The organism is Eubacterium sp. LMAG:50 (assembly GCF_008680265.1).
GTDB classification, from domain to species: Bacteria; Bacillota; Clostridia; order Lachnospirales; family Lachnospiraceae; genus Eubacterium_U; species Eubacterium_U album.
The window spans coordinates 129578-152519 of the sequence record NZ_NALP01000006.1 but is presented as its reverse complement, the minus strand read 5'-3'; the positions used below and the strand labels follow the sequence as shown (position 1 = coordinate 152519).

The 22942-nt window shown below is 32.8% G+C and carries 22 protein-coding genes; 21 read left to right on the top strand and 1 reads right to left on the bottom strand.

Annotated elements, in window-relative coordinates; translation table 11 throughout:
- Positions 1–2 precede the first annotated feature (2 nt).
- The 17 genes from CCC31_RS03495 (at position 3) to CCC31_RS03415 (ending at position 18215) form a co-directional block, all read left to right on the top strand.
- The gene (locus tag CCC31_RS03495; protein WP_290849710.1) at positions 3–1478 is read left to right on the top strand and encodes a UDP-N-acetylmuramoyl-L-alanyl-D-glutamate--2,6-diaminopimelate ligase; all 1476 of its coding nucleotides are present in this window, start codon (positions 3–5) and stop codon (positions 1476–1478) included.
- Positions 1479–1500: 22 nt separating this feature from the next.
- Positions 1501–3384 (top strand): asparagine synthase (glutamine-hydrolyzing), encoded by a 1884-nt coding sequence (gene asnB, locus CCC31_RS03490; RefSeq protein ID WP_290849708.1) that lies wholly within the window; start codon positions 1501–1503, stop codon positions 3382–3384.
- A gap of 119 nt (positions 3385–3503) precedes the next feature.
- Positions 3504–4955 (top strand): carboxyl transferase domain-containing protein, encoded by a 1452-nt coding sequence (locus tag CCC31_RS03485; RefSeq protein WP_117909488.1) that lies wholly within the window; start codon positions 3504–3506, stop codon positions 4953–4955.
- 15 nt (positions 4956–4970) lie between these two features.
- Positions 4971–5699, top strand: coding sequence for an OadG family protein (locus CCC31_RS03480; RefSeq protein WP_290849705.1), 729 nt, complete (start codon positions 4971–4973; stop codon positions 5697–5699).
- Positions 5700–5729: 30 nt separating this feature from the next.
- Positions 5730–6101 (top strand): biotin/lipoyl-containing protein, encoded by a 372-nt coding sequence (locus CCC31_RS03475; RefSeq protein ID WP_290849703.1) that lies wholly within the window; start codon positions 5730–5732, stop codon positions 6099–6101.
- Between the two features lie 30 nt (positions 6102–6131).
- Positions 6132–7277, top strand: a complete 1146-nt coding sequence (locus CCC31_RS03470; RefSeq protein ID WP_022088370.1) for a sodium ion-translocating decarboxylase subunit beta — start codon at positions 6132–6134, stop codon at positions 7275–7277.
- Positions 7278–7297: 20 nt separating this feature from the next.
- On the top strand, positions 7298–8704 hold the full coding sequence (locus CCC31_RS03465; RefSeq protein WP_290849701.1) for an oxaloacetate decarboxylase subunit alpha: 1407 nt from the start codon (positions 7298–7300) through the stop codon (positions 8702–8704).
- Between the two features lie 60 nt (positions 8705–8764).
- Positions 8765–9997 (top strand): NAD(P)/FAD-dependent oxidoreductase, encoded by a 1233-nt coding sequence (locus CCC31_RS03460; RefSeq protein ID WP_117909486.1) that lies wholly within the window; start codon positions 8765–8767, stop codon positions 9995–9997.
- A 71-nt stretch (positions 9998–10068) separates the two neighbouring features.
- The gene (gene cmk, locus CCC31_RS03455) at positions 10069–10728 is read left to right on the top strand and encodes a (d)CMP kinase (RefSeq protein WP_117909484.1); all 660 of its coding nucleotides are present in this window, start codon (positions 10069–10071) and stop codon (positions 10726–10728) included.
- 2 nt (positions 10729–10730) lie between these two features.
- Positions 10731–11576 carry a 4-hydroxy-3-methylbut-2-enyl diphosphate reductase gene (ispH, locus tag CCC31_RS03450; protein ID WP_117909482.1) on the top strand — a complete coding sequence of 282 codons (846 nt, stop codon included), beginning with the start codon at positions 10731–10733 and terminating at the stop codon, positions 11574–11576.
- A complete protein-coding gene (gene rpsA, locus CCC31_RS03445) occupies positions 11564–12661 on the top strand; it encodes a 30S ribosomal protein S1 (protein WP_117909480.1) in 1098 nt (365 codons plus the stop codon). The genes ispH and rpsA overlap by 13 nt, the downstream gene beginning before the upstream one ends.
- 186 nt (positions 12662–12847) lie before the next feature.
- Positions 12848–13408: a 16S rRNA (guanine(966)-N(2))-methyltransferase RsmD gene (gene rsmD, locus CCC31_RS03440; protein WP_117909478.1), complete on the top strand. Its 561-nt coding sequence runs from the start codon at positions 12848–12850 to the stop codon at positions 13406–13408.
- A gap of 1 nt (position 13409) precedes the next feature.
- On the top strand, positions 13410–13904 hold the full coding sequence (coaD, locus tag CCC31_RS03435; protein WP_117909476.1) for a pantetheine-phosphate adenylyltransferase: 495 nt from the start codon (positions 13410–13412) through the stop codon (positions 13902–13904).
- A 1-nt stretch (position 13905) separates the two neighbouring features.
- Positions 13906–14508 carry a hypothetical protein gene (locus tag CCC31_RS03430; protein WP_022088378.1) on the top strand — a complete coding sequence of 201 codons (603 nt, stop codon included), beginning with the start codon at positions 13906–13908 and terminating at the stop codon, positions 14506–14508.
- 1246 nt (positions 14509–15754) lie between these two features.
- Complete coding sequence (locus tag CCC31_RS03425) at positions 15755–16552, top strand: MBL fold metallo-hydrolase (RefSeq protein WP_118565120.1); 798 nt, start codon at positions 15755–15757, stop codon at positions 16550–16552.
- Positions 16553–16567: 15 nt separating this feature from the next.
- Positions 16568–16840, top strand: a complete 273-nt coding sequence (locus CCC31_RS03420) for an ACT domain-containing protein (protein WP_022088381.1) — start codon at positions 16568–16570, stop codon at positions 16838–16840.
- 10 nt (positions 16841–16850) lie between these two features.
- On the top strand, positions 16851–18215 hold the full coding sequence (locus CCC31_RS03415) for a PFL family protein (protein ID WP_290849695.1): 1365 nt from the start codon (positions 16851–16853) through the stop codon (positions 18213–18215).
- A gap of 158 nt (positions 18216–18373) precedes the next feature.
- Here CCC31_RS03415 and CCC31_RS03410 read toward each other — a convergent pair whose 3' ends face one another.
- Complete coding sequence (locus CCC31_RS03410; protein WP_290849693.1) at positions 18374–19612, bottom strand: nucleotidyltransferase; 1239 nt, start codon at positions 19610–19612, stop codon at positions 18374–18376.
- A 157-nt stretch (positions 19613–19769) separates the two neighbouring features.
- On the opposite strand from CCC31_RS03410, the gene pta reads away from it, so the two are divergent.
- The 4 genes from pta (at position 19770) to rpmF (ending at position 22833) form a co-directional block, all read left to right on the top strand.
- Entirely contained in the window at positions 19770–20765 is a 996-nt protein-coding gene (gene pta / locus CCC31_RS03405) for a phosphate acetyltransferase (RefSeq protein WP_117909470.1), read from the top strand.
- Positions 20766–20773: 8 nt separating this feature from the next.
- Complete coding sequence (locus CCC31_RS03400) at positions 20774–21967, top strand: acetate kinase (protein ID WP_022088384.1); 1194 nt, start codon at positions 20774–20776, stop codon at positions 21965–21967.
- Positions 21968–22125: 158 nt separating this feature from the next.
- Positions 22126–22650, top strand: coding sequence for a DUF177 domain-containing protein (locus tag CCC31_RS03395; RefSeq protein ID WP_022088385.1), 525 nt, complete (start codon positions 22126–22128; stop codon positions 22648–22650).
- A gap of 3 nt (positions 22651–22653) precedes the next feature.
- Complete coding sequence (gene rpmF, locus CCC31_RS03390; RefSeq protein WP_022088386.1) at positions 22654–22833, top strand: 50S ribosomal protein L32; 180 nt, start codon at positions 22654–22656, stop codon at positions 22831–22833.
- Positions 22834–22942 lie beyond the last annotated feature (109 nt).

Below are 22942 nucleotides of genomic sequence, written 5' to 3'. Positions count from 1 at the left end.
ATATGAAATTATCAGATTTACTCACAGATATAGAATATGTGCTTGTACAGGGCAATTTAGATATTGATATAAATAATATAGTGTATGATTCAAGAAAGGCACAGAAAGATGATGTGTTTGTGTGCATAAAAGGAACAGGCGTAGATGGGCATAAATTTATACCACAAACAATTGAAAAAGGAGTTACGGCTTTAATAGTTACTGATGAAGTTAAGGCCCCTGAAAATATAACTGTTGTAAAAGTTAATGACGACAGAAAAGCGCTAGCTTATATGTCTGCTGCCTATTTTGGATATCCTGCTAATAAATTAAAAACAATTGGAATAACAGGAACTAAAGGAAAGACAACAACTACATATATGATACGTCAGGTATTAGAAAGTGTTGGAATAAAAACAGGCTTAATTGGAACAATAGAAACAATTATTGGAGATAAAAAAATACCTGCAAGCAACACAACGCCTGAATCATATGTTGTACAACAAAGTTTTGCAAAGATGGTTGAAGAGGGATGCGAATGTGTTGTTATGGAAGTATCATCTCAAGGATTAAAACAAAACAGAGTTGCAGGAATTCAATTTGATTATGGAGTTTTTACAAATATAGAACCAGATCACATCGGTCCTAATGAACATGCAGATTTTAACGAATATGCACATTGTAAGGGATTGCTTTTAAAACAATGCAAACATGGAATAATAAATGCAGATGCGGACTTCTTAGATAAGATATTAGATGGTCATACATGTGATATTGAAACATACGGCATTGATAATGAATGTGATCTTAAGGCTAATGATATTGAATTGTTTACAAAACAGGGATGCTTATGCGTATCTTATAATTTATCAGGAGAATTATCATTCCCTGTAGAAATTCATATACCCGGAAAATTTAGTGTATATAATTCATTATGTGCTATTGCTATATGCAAACATTTTACTAACAGCATTGAAGATATTAAGAAGGCTTTGATTGATGTAAAAGTTAAGGGAAGAGTTGAAATTATTCCGGTTTCAAAGAGATTTACATTAATGATTGATTATGCTCATAACGCTATGAGTTTAGAAAGTTTAATTACGAGTCTTAAAGAATATAATCCGAAAAGAATAGTTACATTATTTGGCTGTGGTGGAAATCGCTCAGCTGAAAGAAGATTTGAAATGGGAGAAGTTTCATCTAAATTATCAGATTTAACAATTGTTACATCTGATAATCCTAGATTTGAAGAACCTATGGATATTATAAATGATATTATTACGGGAATTAAGAAAGCTGATGGAGAATATGTTGTAGTTCCGGATAGAAAAGAAGCAATAAAATACGCTATTGTTAATGCAAATGATGGAGATGTTATTGTTCTTGCTGGAAAAGGACATGAAGATTATCAGGAAATTAAAGGTGTAAAATATCCGATGGATGAGAGAGTTCTTATTGATGAAATTATCAATGAAGATGAAGTAAAGAAAATATTATAAATAAGACGAAAGAGAGATTGATATGTGTGGAATATGTGGATTTGCAGGAAAAGTAAATAACAGCAGAGATGTTCTTAAAACTATGATGGATAAGATAGCACACAGAGGACCGGATGATGAAGGTATGTATGTAGACAATGATGTGGCTATTGGGCATAGAAGACTTAGCATTATTGATTTAAGTCATGGCGCACAGCCTATGTATAATGAAACAGGCGATATTGCAATTGTATTTAACGGTGAAATATATAATCACTTAGAAATCAGAAAGGATTTGATTGCTAAAGGACATACATTTGCAAATGACTCTGATACAGAATGTCTTATACATGGATACGAAGAATATGGTACAGAATTACTTGGAAAATTAAGAGGAATGTTTTCTTTTGTTATCTGGGATACTAATAAAAAACTTATGTTTGGTGCAAGAGATCACTTTGGCATAAAGCCATTCTATTATTCATTGTTTAATGATAACTTTATATTTAGTTCTGAAACAAAAGCAATATTAGAATTTCCGGGATTTAAAAAAGAAGTTAATGAAGAAGCTCTTGAACAGTATTTAAGTTTTCAGTATTCTGTTCTTCCTGAAACATTCTTTAAAGGAATATATCGTCTGCCGGCAGGACATTACCTTATATTTAAAGATGGAAAACTTGAAGTCCAAAGATATTTTGATCCAATGATGGAACCGGCAGAAAGTGGAGATTTAGAAAAAACAGTAGGTGAAATTGAGAATGTTGTTAAAGATACAATTAACGCTCATATGATTGCTGATGTAGAGGTAGGTTCACTTTTGTCAAGTGGTGTTGATTCAAGTTATGTCGTTTCGGAATTTCCGGGTAAGAAGACATTTACAGTTGGATTTCTTGATAAAAACAGTAAATATAATGAAATCAGATATGCCGAAAGTCTTGTAAAAGAATTAGGCAAGGAAAATTATAATAAAACAATTGACAGTGATGAGTATTTTAATTCGATTCCTACAGTTATGTATTATATGGATGAGCCTTTAGCAGATCCCTCATGTATAGCACTTTATTTTGTTGATCAGGTCGCTGCAGAACAGATTAAAGTTGTTCTTTCAGGTGAGGGTGCTGATGAGTTCTTTGGTGGATATAATATTTATCATGAACCTTTGTCTCTTAAAGGATATCAGAAACTTCCAAAAGGATTTAGAAAAGGACTCGCAGCTATAGCTAAAAAGTTACCTGATATAAAGGGAAGAGATTTTATAATCAGAGGCAGTAAAGATGTTGAAGAAAGATTTATTGGAAATGCCAATATGTTCTCAGTTGAAGAAAGGGAAAAGTATTTGAAACATCCAATTACTCATATTCCACCTAAAGATATTGTGGCTTCAACATATAAAAAAGTAGAAGGCTTAAATGATATCGCTAAAATGCAGTATATTGATACAAATTTCTGGTTACAGGGCGACATTTTACTTAAAGCAGATAAAATGAGTATGGCTCATTGCCTTGAATCAAGAGTTCCGTTCCTTGATGTAAAAGTATTTGATTATGCAAAGAAACTTCCAATAGATTTTAGATGTAATGAAGAAGCTACAAAGAGAGCTTTTAGAATTGCAGCCAAAAGACATTTACCGGAAGCTACCGCCAATAAAAAGAAACTTGGATTCCCGGTTCCAATCAGAGTTTGGTTAAAAGAAGATAAATATTACAATAAAGTATATGAAATGTTTACAAGTGATGTTGCAAATAAATACTTCAATACAGAATTACTTGTAAAATTATTAGAAGACCACAAAGCAGACAAAGCAGATAACAGTAGAAAGATTTGGACAATTTACGTTTTCCTTGTTTGGTATAACGTATATTTTGTTGAAGAGGATTTTAAACCTATTAATGATGAATGGGTTAAAAATAGAATAAAAACTGCCTAGAAATATTTGGAAAAATAACTTGATATTTGACTGAAAACAGTATAATCTATATAAGGCAGAAATTTGGTTGTAACACACAGATTACTGTGTGTAAATTATAATAAAATGGAGGACTGATTATGAGTACAACAGCAAAAGTATCAGCAAGACAGAGAATTGAATCTATTCTTGATGATAACAGTTTTGTTGAAATTGGAGCTTTAGTTAAGGCTAGAAGTACAGATTTCAACATCAAAACCAACGATACTCCATCTGATGGTGTAATAACCGGATATGGTATTGTCAACGGTAAACTTGTGTACATTTATAGCCAGGATGCATCAGTTATTGGTGGATCAGTTGGAGAAATGCATGCAAAGAAAATAGTTAATCTTTATAATATGGCTATGAAGACAGGTGCGCCTGTAATTGGACTTGTGGACAGCACAGGTTTAAGACTTCAGGAAGCTGTTGATGGATTAAATGCATTTGGAGAAATTTACTTAAAGCAGGCAATGGCTTCAGGCGTTATTCCAATGATTACAGCAGTATTTGGTAGCTGTGGTGGTGGATTAAGCGTTGTTTCTTCAATGGGAGATTTCACATTTATGGAAGGTGAAAAGGCAGAATTATTTGTTAACTCACCTAACGCAATTAATGAAAACCGTAAAGAAGTATGTGATAGTGCTTCTGCTAAATTCCAGAGCGAAAGCGGTACAGTTGATTTTGTAGGTACAGAATCAGAAATATTTGAAGGAATCAGAGACTTAGTTTCTATACTTCCATCAAATAATGAAAAGGCTGATTATGAAGAAGAATGTGAAGACGATTTAAACAGAGCATGTGAAGGAATGGAAAATTGCGTTGAAGATACATTAATTGCAATTTCAAATATTTCTGATAATGGTTATGTATTCGAAGTTAAAAAAGCATATGCTCCTGAAATGCTTACAGCATTTATTAAAGTAAACGGAGCAACAGTAGGTGTAGTTGCAAATAGAACAAAAGTATATGATGATGATATGAATGTTGCTGCTGAATACGAAGCTAAATTAACAGTTGGTGGATGTAAGAAGGCTGCAGAATTTGTTGAATTTTGCGATGCATTCGGAATTGCAATTTTAACATTAACAAATGTTGATGGATTTAAGGCAACAATGTGTCAGGAAAAACATGGTGCTAAAGCAACTGCTAAACTTGTATACGCATTTGCTAATGCAACAGTTCCTAAAGTAAATATTTTAATTGGAAATGCAATGGGAAGCGCATATGTTGCAATGAACAGCAAGGCAATTGGAGCAGATGTTGTTTATGCATGGCCAACAGCTAAAGTTGGAATGATGGATGCTAAGAGTGCAGTACAGATTATGTATGCTGACGAAATTGAAAAGGCAGATGATGCATCTGTAATTATCAATGAAAAGACTAAAGAATATAACGAATTACAGTCTAATGTAATGTCGGCAGCTGCCAGAGGATATGTTGACAGCATAATCGAACCTGTTGATACAAGAAAATATGTTATTGGCGCATTTGAAATGCTCTATACAAAATATGAGAATCGTCCAGGTAAAAAACACGGCACAGTATAATATAAGGAGAGAAACATGAAAAAAATAATAAAATTGTTTTGTATCGTTTCTTGTCTGATGGTATGTTTTGCAGGTTGTGGAAAAGGTGATGATAAGGCTTCTTACAATGCACAGGATGTACGTGCTTATTTAGAAACTCAGGTTGCCGATATCTCTAAGGGAGAGGAAGAACCTGTTGATGACGAAACTGCTACATTCAAAAAAGAAGAAGGAATGTATAAGTCAGCTGTAGAATCTTGGAATAAATTAGCAGACGAATGTGGTAAGGCTACAGATTCAGTTTCTGATTTTGCTATAAATGAACAGAATGGCGAATTAGCCGTAACTGAAGTGATACAGTTTGAAGATAGAAAAGTGAATATTACTTCTACATTTGAAGAAAGCGATAATGGATATATTATGACAAGCTTGTCTTTTGACCCTATTTATTCAATGGGTGAAAAAATGGAACAGGCAGCTTTAAATACAGTAATGGGAATGGGAACAGTATTTGTTGTTTTAATTTTCATTTCAGCAATTATTTCATTATTTAAATTTATTCCGTCAATCATTGATTCTTTTGGTAAAAATAAGAAATCAGAAGAAAATAAAGAAACAGCAACAGAGTCAAAGGCTTCAGTTCCTGTTGTAGAACAACCGGTATCTGATGATGCGGAACTTATTGCAGTAATTGCAGCGGCAATTGCAGCGAGCGAAAACACAACAACAGACGGATTTGTAGTTCGTTCTATAAGAAAACGCTAGATACTTATGAATTATTTAGGAGGAAATAAAATGAAGAATTATACAATTACAGTTAATGGAAATGTATATGATGTAACAGTTGAAGAAACTGGAAGCACACCAAGTGCAGCTCCAGTTAGAAAAGCAGCTCCTGCAGCTAAGGCAGCTCCTGCACCTGCAGCAGCACCAGCAGCAAGTGGAGCAGAAGGTTCAGTTAAGATTACAGCACCTATGCCTGGTAAAGTTTTATCTATCAGTGCAAATGTAGGTCAGGCTGTTAAAAAAGGTGATACAGTATTGGTATTCGAAGCAATGAAGATGGAAAATACAGTTGTAGCTCCGGAAGATGGTACAGTTGCAAGCATTAGCGTTGCAGTTGGAGACAGCTTTGAAGCAGGTGCAGTTATCGCATCATTAAACTAATGGCCTTTTAGTCAGACTTGGAGGTAACATATGAATGTTTTAGATACATTGGAAAATTTGCTTAACCAGACAGCATTTATGAGTTTGACACCAGGAAACTACATAATGATTTTGGTAGCTTGTGTTTTCCTTTATTTAGCAATTAAAAAAGGATATGAACCATTATTATTGGTTCCTATTGCTTTTGGTATGCTTTTAGTAAATATGTACCCTGATATCATGCTTCATCCTGAGGATTCAGCAAACGGAACCGGTGGATTACTTTATTACTTCTATATTTTGGATGAATGGAGTATTTTGCCATCGCTTATTTTCCTTGGAGTAGGTGCGATGACAGACTTTGGTCCGTTAATTGCAAATCCAAAGAGCTTCCTTTTAGGAGCGGCAGCACAGTTTGGTATTTATTCAGCATATTTCTTAGCAATATTTATGGGATTTGGTGGAAAGGCAGCCGCAGCTATTTCTATTATCGGTGGAGCTGACGGACCTACATCAATTTTCCTAGCAGGTAAACTTGGGCAGACAGCACTTATGGGACCAATCGCTGTAGCGGCTTATTCCTATATGGCGTTAGTTCCAATTATTCAGCCACCTATTATGAAGGCTTTAACAACTGAAAAGGAACGTAAAGTCAAAATGGAACAGTTACGTCCTGTTTCTAAACTTGAAAAAATATTATTCCCAATCGTTGTTACTATAGTAGTAGTAATGATTTTACCAACAACAGCACCTTTAGTAGGTATGTTAATGTTAGGAAACTTATTTAGAGAATCAGGTGTAGTAAAACAGTTACAGGAAACAGCATCAAATGCGTTAATGTATATTGTAGTTATTTTACTTGGTACTAGTGTTGGTGCCACAACAAGTGCAGAAGCATTCTTAAATATGAGTACAATTAAGATTGTAATATTAGGATTAGTTGCGTTTGCTGTTGGTACAGCTGCAGGTGTATTATTTGGTAAATTAATGTGCGTTGCAACACATGGAAAAGTTAATCCGTTAATTGGTTCAGCCGGAGTTTCAGCCGTTCCTATGGCAGCCAGAGTTTCTCAGAAAGTCGGCGCTGATGCGGATCCTACAAACTTCCTGTTAATGCATGCTATGGGACCTAATGTTGCAGGCGTTATTGGTACTGCAGTAGCTGCAGGTACATTTATGGCAATATTTGGTATTTAATATTTATGGAGGATAAAATAATGGCAGAAAAAAGACCGGTAAAAATTACGGAAACAATATTACGTGATGCTCATCAGTCATTAATCGCAACAAGAATGCCAACAGAAGAGATGCTTCCTATCATTGATACAATGGATAAGGTTGGATATTATTCAGTTGAGTGTTGGGGCGGTGCTACATTTGACGCATCACTTAGATTCTTAAAAGAAGATCCATGGGAAAGACTTAGAAAGTTAAGAGATGGATTTAAAAACACTAAATTACAGATGTTATTCAGAGGACAGAATATTTTAGGATACAGTCATTACTCAGATGATGTAGTTGAATATTTTGTTCAGAAATCTATTGCAAACGGTATTGATATAATTAGAATATTCGATTGCTTAAATGATCTTAGAAACCTTGAAACTGCAGTTAAAGCTGCAAATAAAGAAAAAGGTCATGCACAGATAGCTCTTTCTTATACATTAGGAGATGCTTATACTCTTGACTACTGGAAAGAAACAGCTAAAAGAATTGAAGATATGGGTGCAAACTCATTATGTATTAAGGATATGGCCGGACTTCTTACACCTTATAAGGCAACAGAATTAGTTCAGGCATTAAGAGAAGGAACAGATATTCCTATCGACCTTCATACACATTACACATCAGGTGTAGCTTCAATGACATACTTAAAGGCTGTAGAAGCAGGATGTGATATCATCGATACAGCTATTTCACCATTCTCAATGGGAACAGCTCAGCCTGCTACAGAAGTTATGGTTGAAACATTTAAGGGTACAGAATATGACACAGGATTAGATCAGAAATTATTAAAAGAAGTTGCTGATTACTTTAAGCCATATAGAGAAGAGTGCCTTGCAAACGGATTATTAAATCCAAAGGTAATGGGTGTTAATATTAACACATTAATTTATCAGGTACCTGGTGGTATGTTATCTAACTTAGTTTCACAGTTGGATGAAATGGGTGCTTCAGATAAATTTGATCAGGTGCTTGAAGAAGTTCCTAGAGTACGTAAAAACTTTGGTGAACCACCTCTTGTTACACCATCTAGCCAGATTGTAGGTACACAGGCTGTTCTTAATGTCGTTATGGGAGAAAGATACAAGATGATTAACCAGCAGGCAAAAGATCTTCTTGCAGGTAAATATGGTCAGACTGTAAAACCATTTGATAAAGAAGTACAGAAAAAGGCAATTGGTGATGAAGAACCAATTACATGCAGACCGGCTGATTTACTTGAGCCTTCACTTGATAAGTTCGAAAAAGAATGTGCTCAGTGGAAACAGCAGGATGAAGACGTATTAACATACGCTTTATTCCCACAGGTTGCAAAAGAATTCTTTGAATACAGAGAAGCTCAGCAGACAAAGGTTGATCCATCTGTAGCAGACAAAGAAAACGGAGCATATCCGGTATAAATATAATTTGTGCAGAAGAGAGGCAGTTATTCTGCCTCTCTTTATAAGTTAAGGAGACTTATGAGTAAAGTAATGATAATTGGTGGTGGCGCTGCCGGAATGATGGCTGCTATTGCTGCTGCATATAACGGAAATGATGTAACGTTATTTGAAAAAAATGAAAAATTAGGCAAAAAAATCTTTATAACCGGAAAAGGAAGATGTAATGTAACAAATGCATCAGACATAGAGAATCATTTTAAAAATATTATAAATAATTCGAAATTTTTATATAGTGCATACAGTACTTTTGATAGTGAAGCAGTAATGAATTTGATTGAAAGTGCCGGAATAAAACTTAAAATAGAAAGGGGAAACAGGGTTTTTCCTGAAAGCGATAAATCGTCAGATATTATATACGCATTGAACAAGTTAATGAAAGATGCAGGTGTAAAGATAAGATTAAACACTGAAGTTAAATCTGTCGAAAAAAATGACAATAAAATTAAAATTGAATTAAATAATAAAAAATATGAAATTGCAGATAAATGTATAATTGCTACCGGTGGCTTATCATATAAGACAACAGGAAGTACCGGAGATGGATATAAATTTGCAAAAAAATTTGGACATACTATTATAGAAACGCATCCGTCATTAGTTCCGTTTAATATAACTGAGGGTTATTGTAGGGAATTGCAGGGATTAGCTTTGAAAAATGTTAAAGTTTCAGTATATAATAATGATAAAATGTATTTCTCGGATCAGGGAGAAATGTTATTTACTCATTTTGGAGTAAGTGGACCACTTATTTTAAGTGCGAGTTGCTACATAGCAGATAAAATAAATCCTCAAAATTGTGAAATCGTAATTGATTTGAAACCGGCGCTAGATAACGACACATTAGACAAAAGAATATTAAAAGATTTTAAAGAGAACATTAATAGAAATTTGAATAATTCATTAGATAAACTGTTGCCTAAAAAATTGATTCCGATTATTATTGATAATGCAAATATCGATCCGTACAAAAAAGTACATGAAATTACAAAGGAAGAAAGAGAAAGACTGGTTAATGCAATAAAAGAGATGACTCTTCATGTAAATGGTCTTAGAGATTATAATGAGGCTATAATTACAAAAGGCGGTATATCCGTCAATGAAATTAATCCAAAAACAATGGAGTCAAAAAAAGAACCGGGAATATATTTTGTTGGTGAAGTTTTAGACTTAGATGCAATGACAGGCGGATACAATTTGCAAATTGCGTGGTCTACAGGATATTTAGCCGGAAATAGCATATGTGATTGGTAACGTGAATATAATATGGTATTTGCCATTTGAAATAAAGAAAAGAAAGGCGGCTTAAAGCCGGGTGAAGAAAGATGTACAATATAGCAATTGATGGACCAGCAGGAGCTGGAAAAAGCACAATAGCAAAAATAGTTGCTAAGGAATTAGGTTTTATTTATGTTGATACAGGGGCAATGTATAGAACAATAGCTTTGGCATGTTTTAGAGCAGGAATTAAAGCAGATGAATCTGAAAAAGTAATTGCAAAACTTGATGATATTGAAGTTACATTAGGATATGATAACGGAACACAGAAAGTATATTTGAATGGAGAAGATGTTAGTTTAGAAATAAGACGCGAAGAGATTGGCAATATGACATCTGCTATAGCAGTATATGAAAAAGTAAGAGAAAACATGGTTGAAATGCAGAGAGAGCTTGCTGCAAAAAATGATGTTGTTATGGATGGAAGAGATATTGGAACGGCAGTTTTACCGAATGCAGATTTAAAAATTTATCTTACTGCAAGTTCAAGAACAAGAGCAGAAAGACGATGCAAAGAACTTGTTGAAAAAGGTGTAAATTGTGATATTGATACAGTAGAAAAAGATATAATTGATAGAGACTATAGAGATATGCATAGAGAAATTTCCCCACTTACTCAGGCTGAGGATGCTGTTTTGGTAGACTCTTCAAACATGTCAATTGATGAAGTAGTGAAAGAAATTATTAAATTAAAAAATGAGAGGTAGCAATGAAAGTAACTGTTGCTAAAAATGCAGGATTTTGCTTTGGAGTAGAAAGAGCTGTAAACAGAGCATATGAAGAAGCAAGTAAGAGTGATAAACCTATATATACTTATGGCCCGATTATCCATAATGAACAGGTTGTTGAGGACTTGGAACAAAAAGGTATAAAAGTTGTGAATTCATTAGAAGAACTGTCAAAAAAAGAAATTGGGACAGTAATTATACGTTCACATGGAGTATCTAAAGATGTATATACGAAAATAGAAGAAATGGGAATGAATATTATAGATGTTACATGTCCATTTGTTAAAAAAATTCATAAAATTGTTGAGAAAGAAAGCTCAAATGGCAAAATTATAGTTATTGTTGGAAATGATATACATCCTGAGGTAGAAGGCATAAAAGGATGGGTTAATGGAAAAAGTTATGTAGTTAATTCTGAAGAAGACATAAATAAATTAAATATTCCACTAGATAAAGAAATATGTATAGTTAGTCAGACGACATTTAATTACAATAAATTTCAATATTTAGTTGAAATTATAGAAAAAAAAGGTTATTATATAAATGTTGTGAATACAATATGTAATGCGACTCACTTAAGACAAGTTGAGGCCAGAAAGGTCTCTTCAAGTGTTGATGCCATGATTGTTATTGGCGGAAAGCACAGCTCGAACACACAGAAACTATATGAAATATGCAAAAATGAGTGCAAAAACACTTATTATATACAGACTGTAGAAGATCTGGACTTGTGTGAATTAAAAACAATAGAGTCTATAGGTATTACAGCGGGGGCTTCCACCCCAAACAATATAATAGAGGAGGTTCATACTATATGTCAGAAATGAGTTTTGAACAAATGTTGGAAGAATCATTAAAAACAATTCATACAGGAGAGATCGTTGAAGGTACTGTTATCAGCGTTAAAGAGGACGAAGCAGTTCTCAATATCGGATACAAGTCAGATGGAATTCTTACACGTAACGAGTATTCAAATAACCCAACAGACTTAACAACTGTAATTTCTGTAGGTGATGTAATGACAGTTAAAGTACTTAAGGTTAATGATGGTGAAGGTCAGGTTGCAGTTACTTATAAGAGACTTGCAGCTGAAAAAGTAAACAAGAAATTAGAAGAAGCTTTTGAAAATAAGGAAGTTCTTAAGGCTCCTGTAGTTCAGGTTTTAAGCGGTGGTTTAAATGTTGCTGTTGAAGAATCAAGAGTATTCATTCCTGCAAGCTTAGTATCTGATACTTTTGAAAGAGATTTAACAAAATATGAAGGACAGGAAATTGAATTTGTTATTATCGAGTTCAATCCTAAGAAGAGAAGAATTATTGGTGACAGAAAACAGCTTATCGTAGCTGAAAAGAAAGCAGCAAAAGATGCTTTATTCGCTAAGATTGAAGTTGGAATGACTGTTGAAGGTGTTGTAAAGAATGTAACTGATTTTGGTGCATTTGTTGATATAGGTGGAGCTGACGGCTTATTACATATCTCTGAAATGTCATGGGGACGTGTTGGTAATCCAAGAAAGCTTTTCAAAGTAGGCGATAAGGTTACAACATTCATTAAAGAAATTAATGGCGATAAGATTGCATTAAGTCTTAAATTTGAAAACACAAATCCATGGGCTAATGCTGAAGAAAAATATGCAGTAGGAGCAATTGTTACAGGTAAAGTTGCAAGAATGACAGACTTTGGTGCATTCGTTGAACTTGAACCAGGGGTAGATGCACTTCTTCATGTATCTCAGATTGCTAAGCAGCATGTTGAAAAACCATCTGATGTTTTAAAGATTGGTGAAGAAATCGAAGCTAAGATTGTTGACTTTGATGAAGAAAACAAGAAAATCAGCTTAAGCATTAAGGCTTTACTTCCAGATGATGATGAAGTTGTAGCTGATGAAGCAGAAGATACAGTTGAAGAATAATTTATAAATAATATATAAGAAAAAAGGGTAGGTTTTCCTACTCTTTTTTCTTTCTTACTCAGTTGTAGTAAATATGTAACAAATGCTTAACAAAATAAAAAGAAAAATTTATTTGCAAAAAGCTATGAACGGTATTATTATAATAGAGGTTTAAGAAAGATATAAGATTTTGGCTTTGGAGATGATATGAGAGTAATTGCGGGAAAAGCAAGAAGATTGCAATTGAAAACAATTGAAGGAATGAATACAAGACCAACACAGGATAGAACAAAAGAAACGATGTTTAATGTAATAAATAATTGCGTTCCAGGATGTTATTTCTTAGACTTGTTTAGTGGAAGTGGTGGAATTGGAATTGAAGCTGCAAGCAGAGGAGCAAAAAAATGTGTTTTGGTAGAAAATAACAGGCGGGCATACGATTGTATAATGTATAATTTAAAATATACAAAACTTGAAGATGTTTCGAAGGTTATGTTTACAACAGTAGAAAGTGCTATAAAACAATTAGATAATGTCGGTGAACATTTTGATATTGTATTTATGGATCCACCATATAATCATTTGTTTGAAAAAGATGTATTGAATTATCTTAAAGAGTCCAACTTAATTTCGAATGAAAGCATTATTATTGTAGAAGCTTCTAATGAAACAGAGTTTGATTATTTAGAAGACATGGGTTATAAAATAATTAAAGAAAAGGTGTATAAAACAAATAAACATGTTTTTATACAATTGTGTGGTGAATAGTATGGTAAGAGCAATTTATCCGGGAAGTTTTGATCCTGTTACATATGGACATTTAGACGTAATTAAAAGAGCATCTAAAATAGTAGACGAGTTAATTGTCGGAGTATTGAATAATAAATCAAAAACGCCGTTGTTTTCTGTAGAAAATCGTGTTAAAATGTTAAATGATGCTGTATCGGACTTGCCAAATGTTAAGGTTATGTCATTTGAGGGTCTGTTGGTTGACTTCGCAAAAAAAGTTGATGCACAACTAATCGTAAGAGGCTTACGTGCGGTTACAGATTTTGAATATGAACTTCAGATGTCGCAGACGAACAGTGTTTTAAATAATGAAGTAGATACAATATTTTTTACAACAAGTTTGGAGTATGCGTATCTTAGCTCGAGTACAGTTAAGGAAGCTGCATATTTCGGAGCAGATATTAGTAAATTTGTTCCACCAAATGTCGTAATAGAAGTAAAGAATAAATTAATGAAAAATAAAGGAGATAGATAAGATGAGCAAGATTGAACAAATCATTACAGAAATTGAAGAATATATTGATGGATGTAAATTTAAGCCATTGTCTTCATCAGTAATTATGGTTAACAAAGATGAAATAGATGAAATGTTAGCTGAATTAAGACTTAGAACACCTGATGAAATTAAAAAATATCAGAAGATAATTGCAAATAAAGATGCTATTTTAAATGACGCTAAAGAAAGAGCTGAAAATATGGTTGCTGAAGCAACAGCACATATTAATCAGTTAGTTAGCGAGCATGAAATTATGCAACAGGCATATAAAGAAGCTAATTCAATAATTGAAAGTGCTCAGAAACAGGCACAGGAAATGTTGGATTCTGCTACAAATGAAGCTAATTCTGTAAGAATGAATGCAATGCAGTACACAGATGATATCTTAAATAATGTTCAGGGAATTCTTACAACAGGCATGAATAATTTCCAGAATATTCAGGATACAATGATGAATGCATTAAATGGTTCATTAGATGTTGTTGTTGAAAGCAGAAGAGAATTAAGTGGTGAAGAACCTGAACCACAGGCTCCTGAAGTTGCAGATGACGTTGATGATTATACAGTTGATTTAGATAAATAATATAATAAAAATGTAAAAAAACAGGCAATGTTTTCGCTATCAAAGCGATAATTTGCCTGCTTTTTAATAAGTAAAAATTCTTTAAGACAAGGAAGAGAGAAAACTAAGATTTTTATGATTAATATAAAAATTTATTTGAATCTATAAATTACATTGTTAAATAAATACTATCTGTTAAAAATAAAGTGCTTAAATTGATTTATAGTAAACTTATTATGAAATTAAAAATGGTTTTGTAATTGAAATATATATAAAACAATATACAAAATATTAAAAGTGATTCAATTTTTCCGATAATATAATATTTTATGTATGATTTACTAGGAAGAAAAGATATGGATTGAATAAAAATGCATATTCCACCTGTAATAGAAAAAAGACATAAGGTAAATAATTTGTGTATAGTTGAAAGCGATAATTGACTTACATATTTTGAACCGGATATTATTTCCATAAACGAAGTAATAATATTTAATGGTATATTATCGTTACTTATAAAAATAGAAAGCCATGCATTTATAGTTGTGAATATGATTATGTACATTCCAATTTTAATTAAAGATGATACCGTGTTGTTTAGCACTGAAATGGATGAATTATTGTCAGTATTACATATGCTGACTTGTTGTTTGCTAAAAAATAAATGAGAATTAATTATACCTGTAATTATAGGCGGCAAAAAAATAAACATTATAACTATTGAATTTTTAAAATAAGAATCGAGGCAAAGATATGATACGTAGTTAATTACATAAGAAATGCTTGGGTTATTACAGAATGTTAATAGTTTTTTTGCCTCGTCTTCGGAAATTAGATTGTTTTTTAATCCTTCGAATATTGTTTTACACCCTAAAGGATATCCACTTAAAAATCCACATATTATAATAAATGAACTAAATTGGCTTGCCTTAAAAATGTGTTTTAATATTGGATAAAAGAATTTGGAAATAATATTACATAGGTTTTTTTTTATAAGAATGTTGATGATTAAAATAAACGGCAGCAACGAAGGAATCATTGAGTATAATACAAGATTGATGCCTGTTTTCACGCCTAAGATAGTTTCTTTTGGAAGTAGAATGATAAATAAGATACAAAGCAGACAACAAATTAATTCAAAATATTTTACAAAGCTTTTTTTCATTTTTTTATTTATTATATAGCTTAATGGAATGAAATAGAACTTGAAATATATATAAAAATACAATAGAATGTACAAAGAAGATTTCAAAAGAAGAGGATTGCTATGAAATTTAGTTCTATAGCCAGTGGCAGCAAGGGAAATTGTCTTTTGTATGAAAATAACGATGTAAAGTTACTTGTAGATGCTGGGATAAGTAAAAAAAGAATTGAAGAAGGTATGAGTGAATACGGAAGCAGTTTAGAAGAAGTGAATGGTATACTTATAACACATGAACATTCTGACCATATTTCCGGATTAGGCGTTGTATCGAGAAAATATCATATTCCAATATATGCTACAAAAGGAACCATATCAAAGATACTTGAAGACAGTAAGGTTGGAACGATTGATAGGAATTTGTTTAATGAAATTGAAGAAAATAAAGATTTTTATATGGGAAGTACATTAGTTACTCCATTTTCGATATCGCATGATGCGGCACAACCGGTTGCATACAGATTTGATTCTGATGGGAAATCAATGGCTGTGGCGACAGATATGGGGATGTATGATGATTACATAATTGGTAATTTAAAAGGACTTGATGCAGTATTAATTGAATCAAATCATGATATTAATATGTTACAGATAGGTCCTTATCCATATGCACTTAAAAGACGTATATGGGGAAATAAAGGTCATTTATCAAATGAGACATGCGGCAATTTGTTAAATGAAATTATATCTGACAGACTTAAGAAAGTAATTCTTGGTCATTTAAGTAAAGAAAATAATTTGCCTGAATTGGCATATGAAACAATCAGAAATGAAATAAATATGGCTGATGGTAATTATTGTGCTGATGATATCAGTATACAGGTGGCAAGTAGAACTGAACCTTCTTGCCATATTGAATTTTAATTTAGGAGGCATAAAATGAAAAAAACTATTATTACTGTTGTGGGAAAAGATACAGTAGGTATTATTGCAAAGGTATGTACATATTTAGCAGATAATTCTGTAAATATTCTTGACATTTCACAGACAATTGTACAGGATTATTTTAATATGATGATGATTGTAGATTGTAATAATGCCAGCCAGCCTGCAGATAAACTTGCAGATGATCTTGAAAAAATAGGTGATGATATTGGCGTTTCAATAAAGATGCAGCACGAAGACATTTTTAATAGTATGCATAGAATTTAATGGAGGAATCATGATTAATTTATTTGAAGTAAAAGAAACTAACAAAATGATTGAAAATTACAATCTTGATGTAAGAACAATCACTATGGGAATCAGTTTGTTAGATTGTATTAGTGATGATTTAGAGACATTAAATAATAATATATATAACAAAATTAAAAAATATACATCAGATTTAGTAAAAACAGGTGATGACATTGCAAAGGAATTTGGAATTCCTATTGTAAATAAAAGAATTTCAGTTACTCCTATTTCATTGATTGGTGGTAGCGCATGTAAAACTCCTGATGATTTTGTTACAATTGCAAAAACACTTGATAAAGTAGCAAAGGAAGTTGGAGTTAACTTTTTAGGTGGATATTCAGCTTTGGTATCTAAAGGTATGACACCGGCAGAAGAAAATTTGATTCGTTCAATTCCTAAAGCACTAGCAGAGACAGAAAGGGTATGCAGTTCAGTTAATGTTGGCTCTACAAAAACAGGAATTAATATGGATGCTGTCAGACTTATGGGTGAAATTGTTCTTGAAACTGCAGAATATACAAAAGAACAGGATTCTCTTGGTTGTGCAAAATTAGTTGTATTTTGTAATGCACCGGATGATAATCCATTTATGGCTGGAGCATTTCATGGTGTTACAGAAGCTGATGCCATTATTAATGTCGGTGTAAGTGGACCTGGTGTAGTAAGACATGCATTAAAGAAAGTTCGTGGAGCAGACTTTGAAGTATTATGCGATACAATTAAAAAGACTGCTTTTAAAGTAACAAGAGTGGGTCAGTTAGTTGCAGAAGAAGCTTCTAAGAGACTCAATGTACCATTTGGTATTGTTGATTTGTCTTTAGCCCCTACACCTGCGATTGGTGATAGTGTAGCTGATATATTAGAAGAAATTGGATTGCAAAGAGCCGGAGCTCCGGGAACAACTGCAGCATTAGCATTATTAAATGATCAGGTTAAAAAAGGTGGCGTTATGGCATCTTCATATGTCGGTGGTTTAAGTGGTGCGTTTATCCCTGTAAGTGAAGACCAGGGAATGATTGACGCAGTAAAAGAAGGAGCACTTTCAATAGAAAAATTAGAGGCTATGACATGCGTATGTTCAGTTGGTTTAGATATGATTGCAATACCCGGGGATACAAAATCAACTACAATTGCCGGAATTATCGCTGATGAATCAGCAATCGGAATGATTAACCAGAAAACGACAGCTGTAAGAGTTATTCCTGTAATTGGAAAGGGTGTTGGTGAAATGGTAGAATTTGGTGGATTATTAGGATATGCACCTATTATGCCGGTTAGCCAGTTCTCTTGTGATGATTTTGTAAACAGAACAGGAAGAATTCCAGCACCAATTCATAGTTTTAAAAACTAAATTAATTCTAATATATTGCGTTAGCGTTATTATATTATAAAAAAACTTCCCTAAATATCGTTGTTTGATGTTTAGGGAAGTTTTTTATACCGTTTCATAAAAATATAAAGGTTCTAAACTTTGCTCTAATTAAAGCCTAGAACTATGTTTTTTAGAAACTAAATAATTATAATTTTATAATTAAATTCTGTTGGCATATATTTTCCGGATTTATTCATATAAACTAATCTGTAAATTGAATCACAATAAAGCCAATTATCTAAAAGCTTTTTAATATCTCCTGTTGATGTTTTGTAATAGATTGATAATTTTGAAATTATATCGACATTACTGTTTTCTTTGATATGTTTAAGTATATCTGAAGAGGATTTCTTAAATCCTAATAATCGACCAACCGGTAAATAGCCAATTTTTTTATAAAAATCTATATCTTCTGAATGAATATTAAGCATAATATGCATTAATGTCCTTGATATTCTTGAGTAAGTATAGTTCTTACTTTGTAATTTTTCTATAAATGATTCAAAACTGTAAAAGTTTGCTCTTTCATTTAGTATTCTGTTTGATAAATCTGTATTTATATCGTTGAATTTATCAAATGAATCATTATTTAAGAGTGTAAGTCCTAACATACTCGAAAAATCATTTAATGTAATCAAAGAGTTTTGCTCTTTTTCATTTAGTAAAGATGAAAATGCAGCCTTTGAAAGGTGATTTGCAATAGAGTCTAAAGCTACATCATTTGTAAAAGCTTCTCTGATTCCACTCGCTGAAGCAAATGAGCTGTTAAGTGATGTTGAATTGTAACCTGAGCCTTCTCTGTTAATTCCAACAGGCACTATTGGAGAATTTAACTCGATTAAAGCCTTTATATATTCAATTGCTAATATATTGTTAGGTTTTGATAAAACGTCTGCTATGTTCGAATTGACATCGATTGACATTAGATAATCAGTTAATGCTTTTTGTCTTGCAACAGGGTAATTATTTCCACTTTTTAAATGCAAAGCTAAAGATGCTTTGTATTCATCCGGTTCATCATGTAATATTGATGCAATCGACTTTAGTAAGTCAAGATTGTTGTCTTCACATCCAAAGCATAAATAATTGATACAATTTAAATTATGGAGAAAATATACACTCGCTTTAGCGAAAGTTTCAGCACTAGCAGTAGAAAATACAGGGGGTAATTCAAAAACACAGTCACAACCATTTTCTAATGCATGTAAAGTGCGGTCGTATTTGTTTATTATTGCAGGACAGCCACGTTGAACGAAATTTCCGCTCATTATTACAATTACACGATCAGCTCCGGTGAATTCTTTTGCTTTTTTTATTAAATATGCGTGCCCATTGTGAAATGGATTAAATTCAGCAATTATGCCTATAGTTTTCATATAATTTATTCCTTCTAACTTAATTTATTAAATATTTTATCACTGTTTTATTTAATATGTAAACTGTTAAATAAATTATACTAAAAATTGAATGTTCTGTTGTGAAAATTAGCCATATACGTTATAATGTTAGAAGTTTACAAAAAGGAGAAAATAGATGGATTTTATTGAGTCAGTGAAAGAAAAAGCAAAAAATAATAAAAAGACAATTATTTTGCCAGAAGGTATGGACAAAAGAACGTATAAGGCTGCAGAGCAGATATTAAAAGAGGGGTTTGCAGATTTAATTATTTTAGCAACACCGGAAGAAGTTGAAGAAAACAGTGACGGTGCTGACGTATCAAAAGCAACTATTATTAATCCGAGAACTTGCGAAAAAACACCCGAATATGTAGAAGGGTTTTTTCAGTTGAGAAAAGCAAAAGGAATGACAAGAGAACAGGCATTGGGTATTTTGACATCTGATTATATGTTCTTTGCGTGTATGATGTTAAAATGCGGAGATGGAGATGGCGTTGTTTCAGGAGCATGCCATTCCTCAGCTAATACATTAAGACCTGCTTTACAGATTATAAAAAGTAAACCTGGCACAAAATTAGTGTCAGCTTTCTTTGTTATGTGCGTGCCTAATAAAGAATTAGGAGCAAATGGTGTATTTGTAATGGGTGATTGTGGTTTGAATCAGAATCCAACATCAGCAGAATTAGCAGATATAGCAGCAAGCAGTGCTGAGTCATTTGAATATTTAGTAGGTGAAAAGGCAAGAGTTGCAATGCTTTCTCATTCAACATATGGAAGTGCAGCTCACCCTGATGTTGATAAGGTTGTAGAAGCTACAAAGATTGCAAAGAAAGAATATCCTCAATTTTTAATAGATGGAGAATTGCAGACTGATGCAGCTGTAGTACCTGAAGTAGCAGCGTTGAAAGCACCGGATAGTGAAGTCGCCGGAAGAGCAAATGTTTTAGTATTCCCTGATTTAGATGCAGGAAATATTGGATATAAATTAGTTCAGAGATTAGGACAGGCAGAAGCTTATGGACCATTGTGCCAGGGTATAGCAAAACCTATAAATGACCTTTCAAGAGGCTGTAGTGCAAAAGATATTGTAGGTGTTGTTGCAATCACGGCGGTTCAGGCAGGACAGGAATAGGAGGAATAATGAACGTTTTAGTAATTAATTGTGGCAGTTCATCATTAAAGTTTCAATTAATTGATTCTGTAAGTGAGAAAGTGTTAGCAAAAGGATTGTGTGAAAGAATTGGTATTGATGGAAGTAAGATTGAATATGAACCATACAATGGTGAAGAACAGGAAAAAGAAGTTTCAATGCCAACACATAATGAAGCTATTAAAATTGTTATAGATTCATTACTTAATAAAGAAACAGGAGTTATTAAAGATTTAAGTGAAGTTGGAGCAGTTGGTCATAGAGTTGTACATGGTGGAGAATATTTTTCAAAATCAACTATTGTCACGGATGAAGTTATTAAGAAGATTGAAGAATGTAATGATTTGGCACCTCTTCATAACCCGGCTAATATAATAGGAATCAAAGCTTGTATTAATGCAATGCCTGATACACCTAATGTTGTCGTGTTTGATACAGCATTTCATCAGACAATGCCTCCTAAAGCTTATTTGTATCCTATTCCATATGAATATTATAAAAAATATAAGATAAGAAGATATGGATTCCATGGAACATCTCATAGTTATGTTTCAAAGAGAGTCGCTCAGATTATGGATACGCCATATGATAAATTAAAGACTATTGTCTGTCATTTAGGAAATGGTGCAAGTATATGCGCAGTTGAAAATGGTAAATCTATAGATACAAGTATGGGTCTTACTCCGTTAGCAGGAGTTGCTATGGGAACACGTTCAGGAGATATTGACCCAAGCATCGTTGAAGTTATTTCAGAAAAAGAAAACATGAATGTTAAAGAAGTACTTAATGTTTTAAATAAAAAATCAGGTGTTTTAGGTTTATCAGAAGTATCAAGTGATTTTAGAGATATAACAAAGGCTATTGAAGAAGGAAATGAAGTAGCAAAGAATGCATTAGAAGTATTTGCAAATACAGTAGTTAGATTTGTTGGCGCTTATGTAGCTGAAATGAATGGTGTTGATGCTATTGCATTTACGGCAGGCGTAGGTGAAAATAATCAGGCTGTAAGAAAGATGGTTTGCGAACAATTAGGATATTTAGGTGTGTCTCTTGACGAAAAGGCTAATGAAAAGAGAAGAGAAGAAATTATGATTTCAACTCCTGATTCAAAAGTAAAAGTATTTGTAATTCCAACAAATGAAGAATTAGCAATAGCAAGAGAAACTCTAGAACTTTTATCATAAGACAGATAATAGCTGATTGTTTTTGAGTGAAAATTTTTGTGAAACTATGATAAACATATTTGGTAAACAAATCACAAAATAATTAAATAAAAAAAGTGTTTGACAAAAATATACCATATATGTATAATTGTAAAGGTGTCTTTAGGGAGAAACAAGTTATGTTAATTGATTTGATAGAGATATTACAGAAAGAAGAAGGAACTAAAAGAGTTCAGACTAAAGTTGAAAGGAAGAAATTCCTAGCTGCTAAGTTTGAATATAAGATAACTGACAGTGATGTAAAGTTTGTATTTTCAAACGCCGGAAAGAAACATATCAATGTTAAATGCACTGGGAATGTTATTATAGAAGCACCTTGTTTCAGATGTCTTGAACCGGTCACATTTACAATAAATATTGATTCAACCAAAGATATGGATATGAATAAAACAGCAGAAGAGAAGATTGCCGACTTAGATGAGGAGAATTATCTTGAAGGAACAGTCTTTGATACTGAGGTTTTTGTATTCAATGAGATTCTGGTTAACTTACCGATGAAGGTTCTCTGCAAAGAAGATTGTAAGGGAATTTGCAATAGATGCGGCGCTAATCTCAATAAAGGATTCTGCGACTGCGATACTGCGGTACCAGATCCGAGAATGTCGAAAATATTAGATGTATTTAATCAGTTTAAGGAGGTGTAAACCATGTCTATCTGTCCAAAGAATAAATCTTCTAAAGGAAGAAGAGATAAGAGAAGAGCTAACTGGAAAATGTCAGTTCCTGGTCTTGTAAAGTGTAGCAAATGTGGAGCTTTAATGATGCCTCACAGAGTTTGCAAGGCATGTGGATCATACAACAAGAAAGAAATCGTTTCAGTTGACTAATTAGGATGGTCCGTGTTTATGCACGAGAAAGCGTTAAAATAAGGCTTTGCGGATATTTATATCTGCGAAGCCTTATTTTTATGTTGTCTTATTCAAGTTTGCTTGATTT

What these genes read in the sequence shown, in the direction of transcription:
- CCC31_RS03495 (WP_290849710.1), top strand. Translation starts at nt 3, where the DNA reads ATGAAATTATCAGATTTACTCACAGATATAGAATATGTGCTTGTACAG.
- asnB (WP_290849708.1), top strand. Translation starts at nt 1,501, where the DNA reads ATGTGTGGAATATGTGGATTTGCAGGAAAAGTAAATAACAGCAGAGAT.
- CCC31_RS03485 (WP_117909488.1), top strand. Translation starts at nt 3,504, where the DNA reads ATGAGTACAACAGCAAAAGTATCAGCAAGACAGAGAATTGAATCTATT.
- CCC31_RS03480 (WP_290849705.1), top strand. Translation starts at nt 4,971, where the DNA reads ATGAAAAAAATAATAAAATTGTTTTGTATCGTTTCTTGTCTGATGGTA.
- CCC31_RS03475 (WP_290849703.1), top strand. Translation starts at nt 5,730, where the DNA reads ATGAAGAATTATACAATTACAGTTAATGGAAATGTATATGATGTAACA.
- CCC31_RS03470 (WP_022088370.1), top strand. Translation starts at nt 6,132, where the DNA reads ATGAATGTTTTAGATACATTGGAAAATTTGCTTAACCAGACAGCATTT.
- CCC31_RS03465 (WP_290849701.1), top strand. Translation starts at nt 7,298, where the DNA reads ATGGCAGAAAAAAGACCGGTAAAAATTACGGAAACAATATTACGTGAT.
- CCC31_RS03460 (WP_117909486.1), top strand. Translation starts at nt 8,765, where the DNA reads ATGAGTAAAGTAATGATAATTGGTGGTGGCGCTGCCGGAATGATGGCT.
- cmk (WP_117909484.1), top strand. Translation starts at nt 10,069, where the DNA reads ATGTACAATATAGCAATTGATGGACCAGCAGGAGCTGGAAAAAGCACA.
- ispH (WP_117909482.1), top strand. Translation starts at nt 10,731, where the DNA reads ATGAAAGTAACTGTTGCTAAAAATGCAGGATTTTGCTTTGGAGTAGAA.
- rpsA (WP_117909480.1), top strand. Translation starts at nt 11,564, where the DNA reads ATGTCAGAAATGAGTTTTGAACAAATGTTGGAAGAATCATTAAAAACA.
- rsmD (WP_117909478.1), top strand. Translation starts at nt 12,848, where the DNA reads ATGAGAGTAATTGCGGGAAAAGCAAGAAGATTGCAATTGAAAACAATT.
- coaD (WP_117909476.1), top strand. Translation starts at nt 13,410, where the DNA reads ATGGTAAGAGCAATTTATCCGGGAAGTTTTGATCCTGTTACATATGGA.
- CCC31_RS03430 (WP_022088378.1), top strand. Translation starts at nt 13,906, where the DNA reads ATGAGCAAGATTGAACAAATCATTACAGAAATTGAAGAATATATTGAT.
- CCC31_RS03425 (WP_118565120.1), top strand. Translation starts at nt 15,755, where the DNA reads ATGAAATTTAGTTCTATAGCCAGTGGCAGCAAGGGAAATTGTCTTTTG.
- CCC31_RS03420 (WP_022088381.1), top strand. Translation starts at nt 16,568, where the DNA reads ATGAAAAAAACTATTATTACTGTTGTGGGAAAAGATACAGTAGGTATT.
- CCC31_RS03415 (WP_290849695.1), top strand. Translation starts at nt 16,851, where the DNA reads ATGATTAATTTATTTGAAGTAAAAGAAACTAACAAAATGATTGAAAAT.
- CCC31_RS03410 (WP_290849693.1), bottom strand. Translation starts at nt 19,612, where the DNA reads ATGAAAACTATAGGCATAATTGCTGAATTTAATCCATTTCACAATGGG.
- pta (WP_117909470.1), top strand. Translation starts at nt 19,770, where the DNA reads ATGGATTTTATTGAGTCAGTGAAAGAAAAAGCAAAAAATAATAAAAAG.
- CCC31_RS03400 (WP_022088384.1), top strand. Translation starts at nt 20,774, where the DNA reads ATGAACGTTTTAGTAATTAATTGTGGCAGTTCATCATTAAAGTTTCAA.
- CCC31_RS03395 (WP_022088385.1), top strand. Translation starts at nt 22,126, where the DNA reads ATGTTAATTGATTTGATAGAGATATTACAGAAAGAAGAAGGAACTAAA.
- rpmF (WP_022088386.1), top strand. Translation starts at nt 22,654, where the DNA reads ATGTCTATCTGTCCAAAGAATAAATCTTCTAAAGGAAGAAGAGATAAG.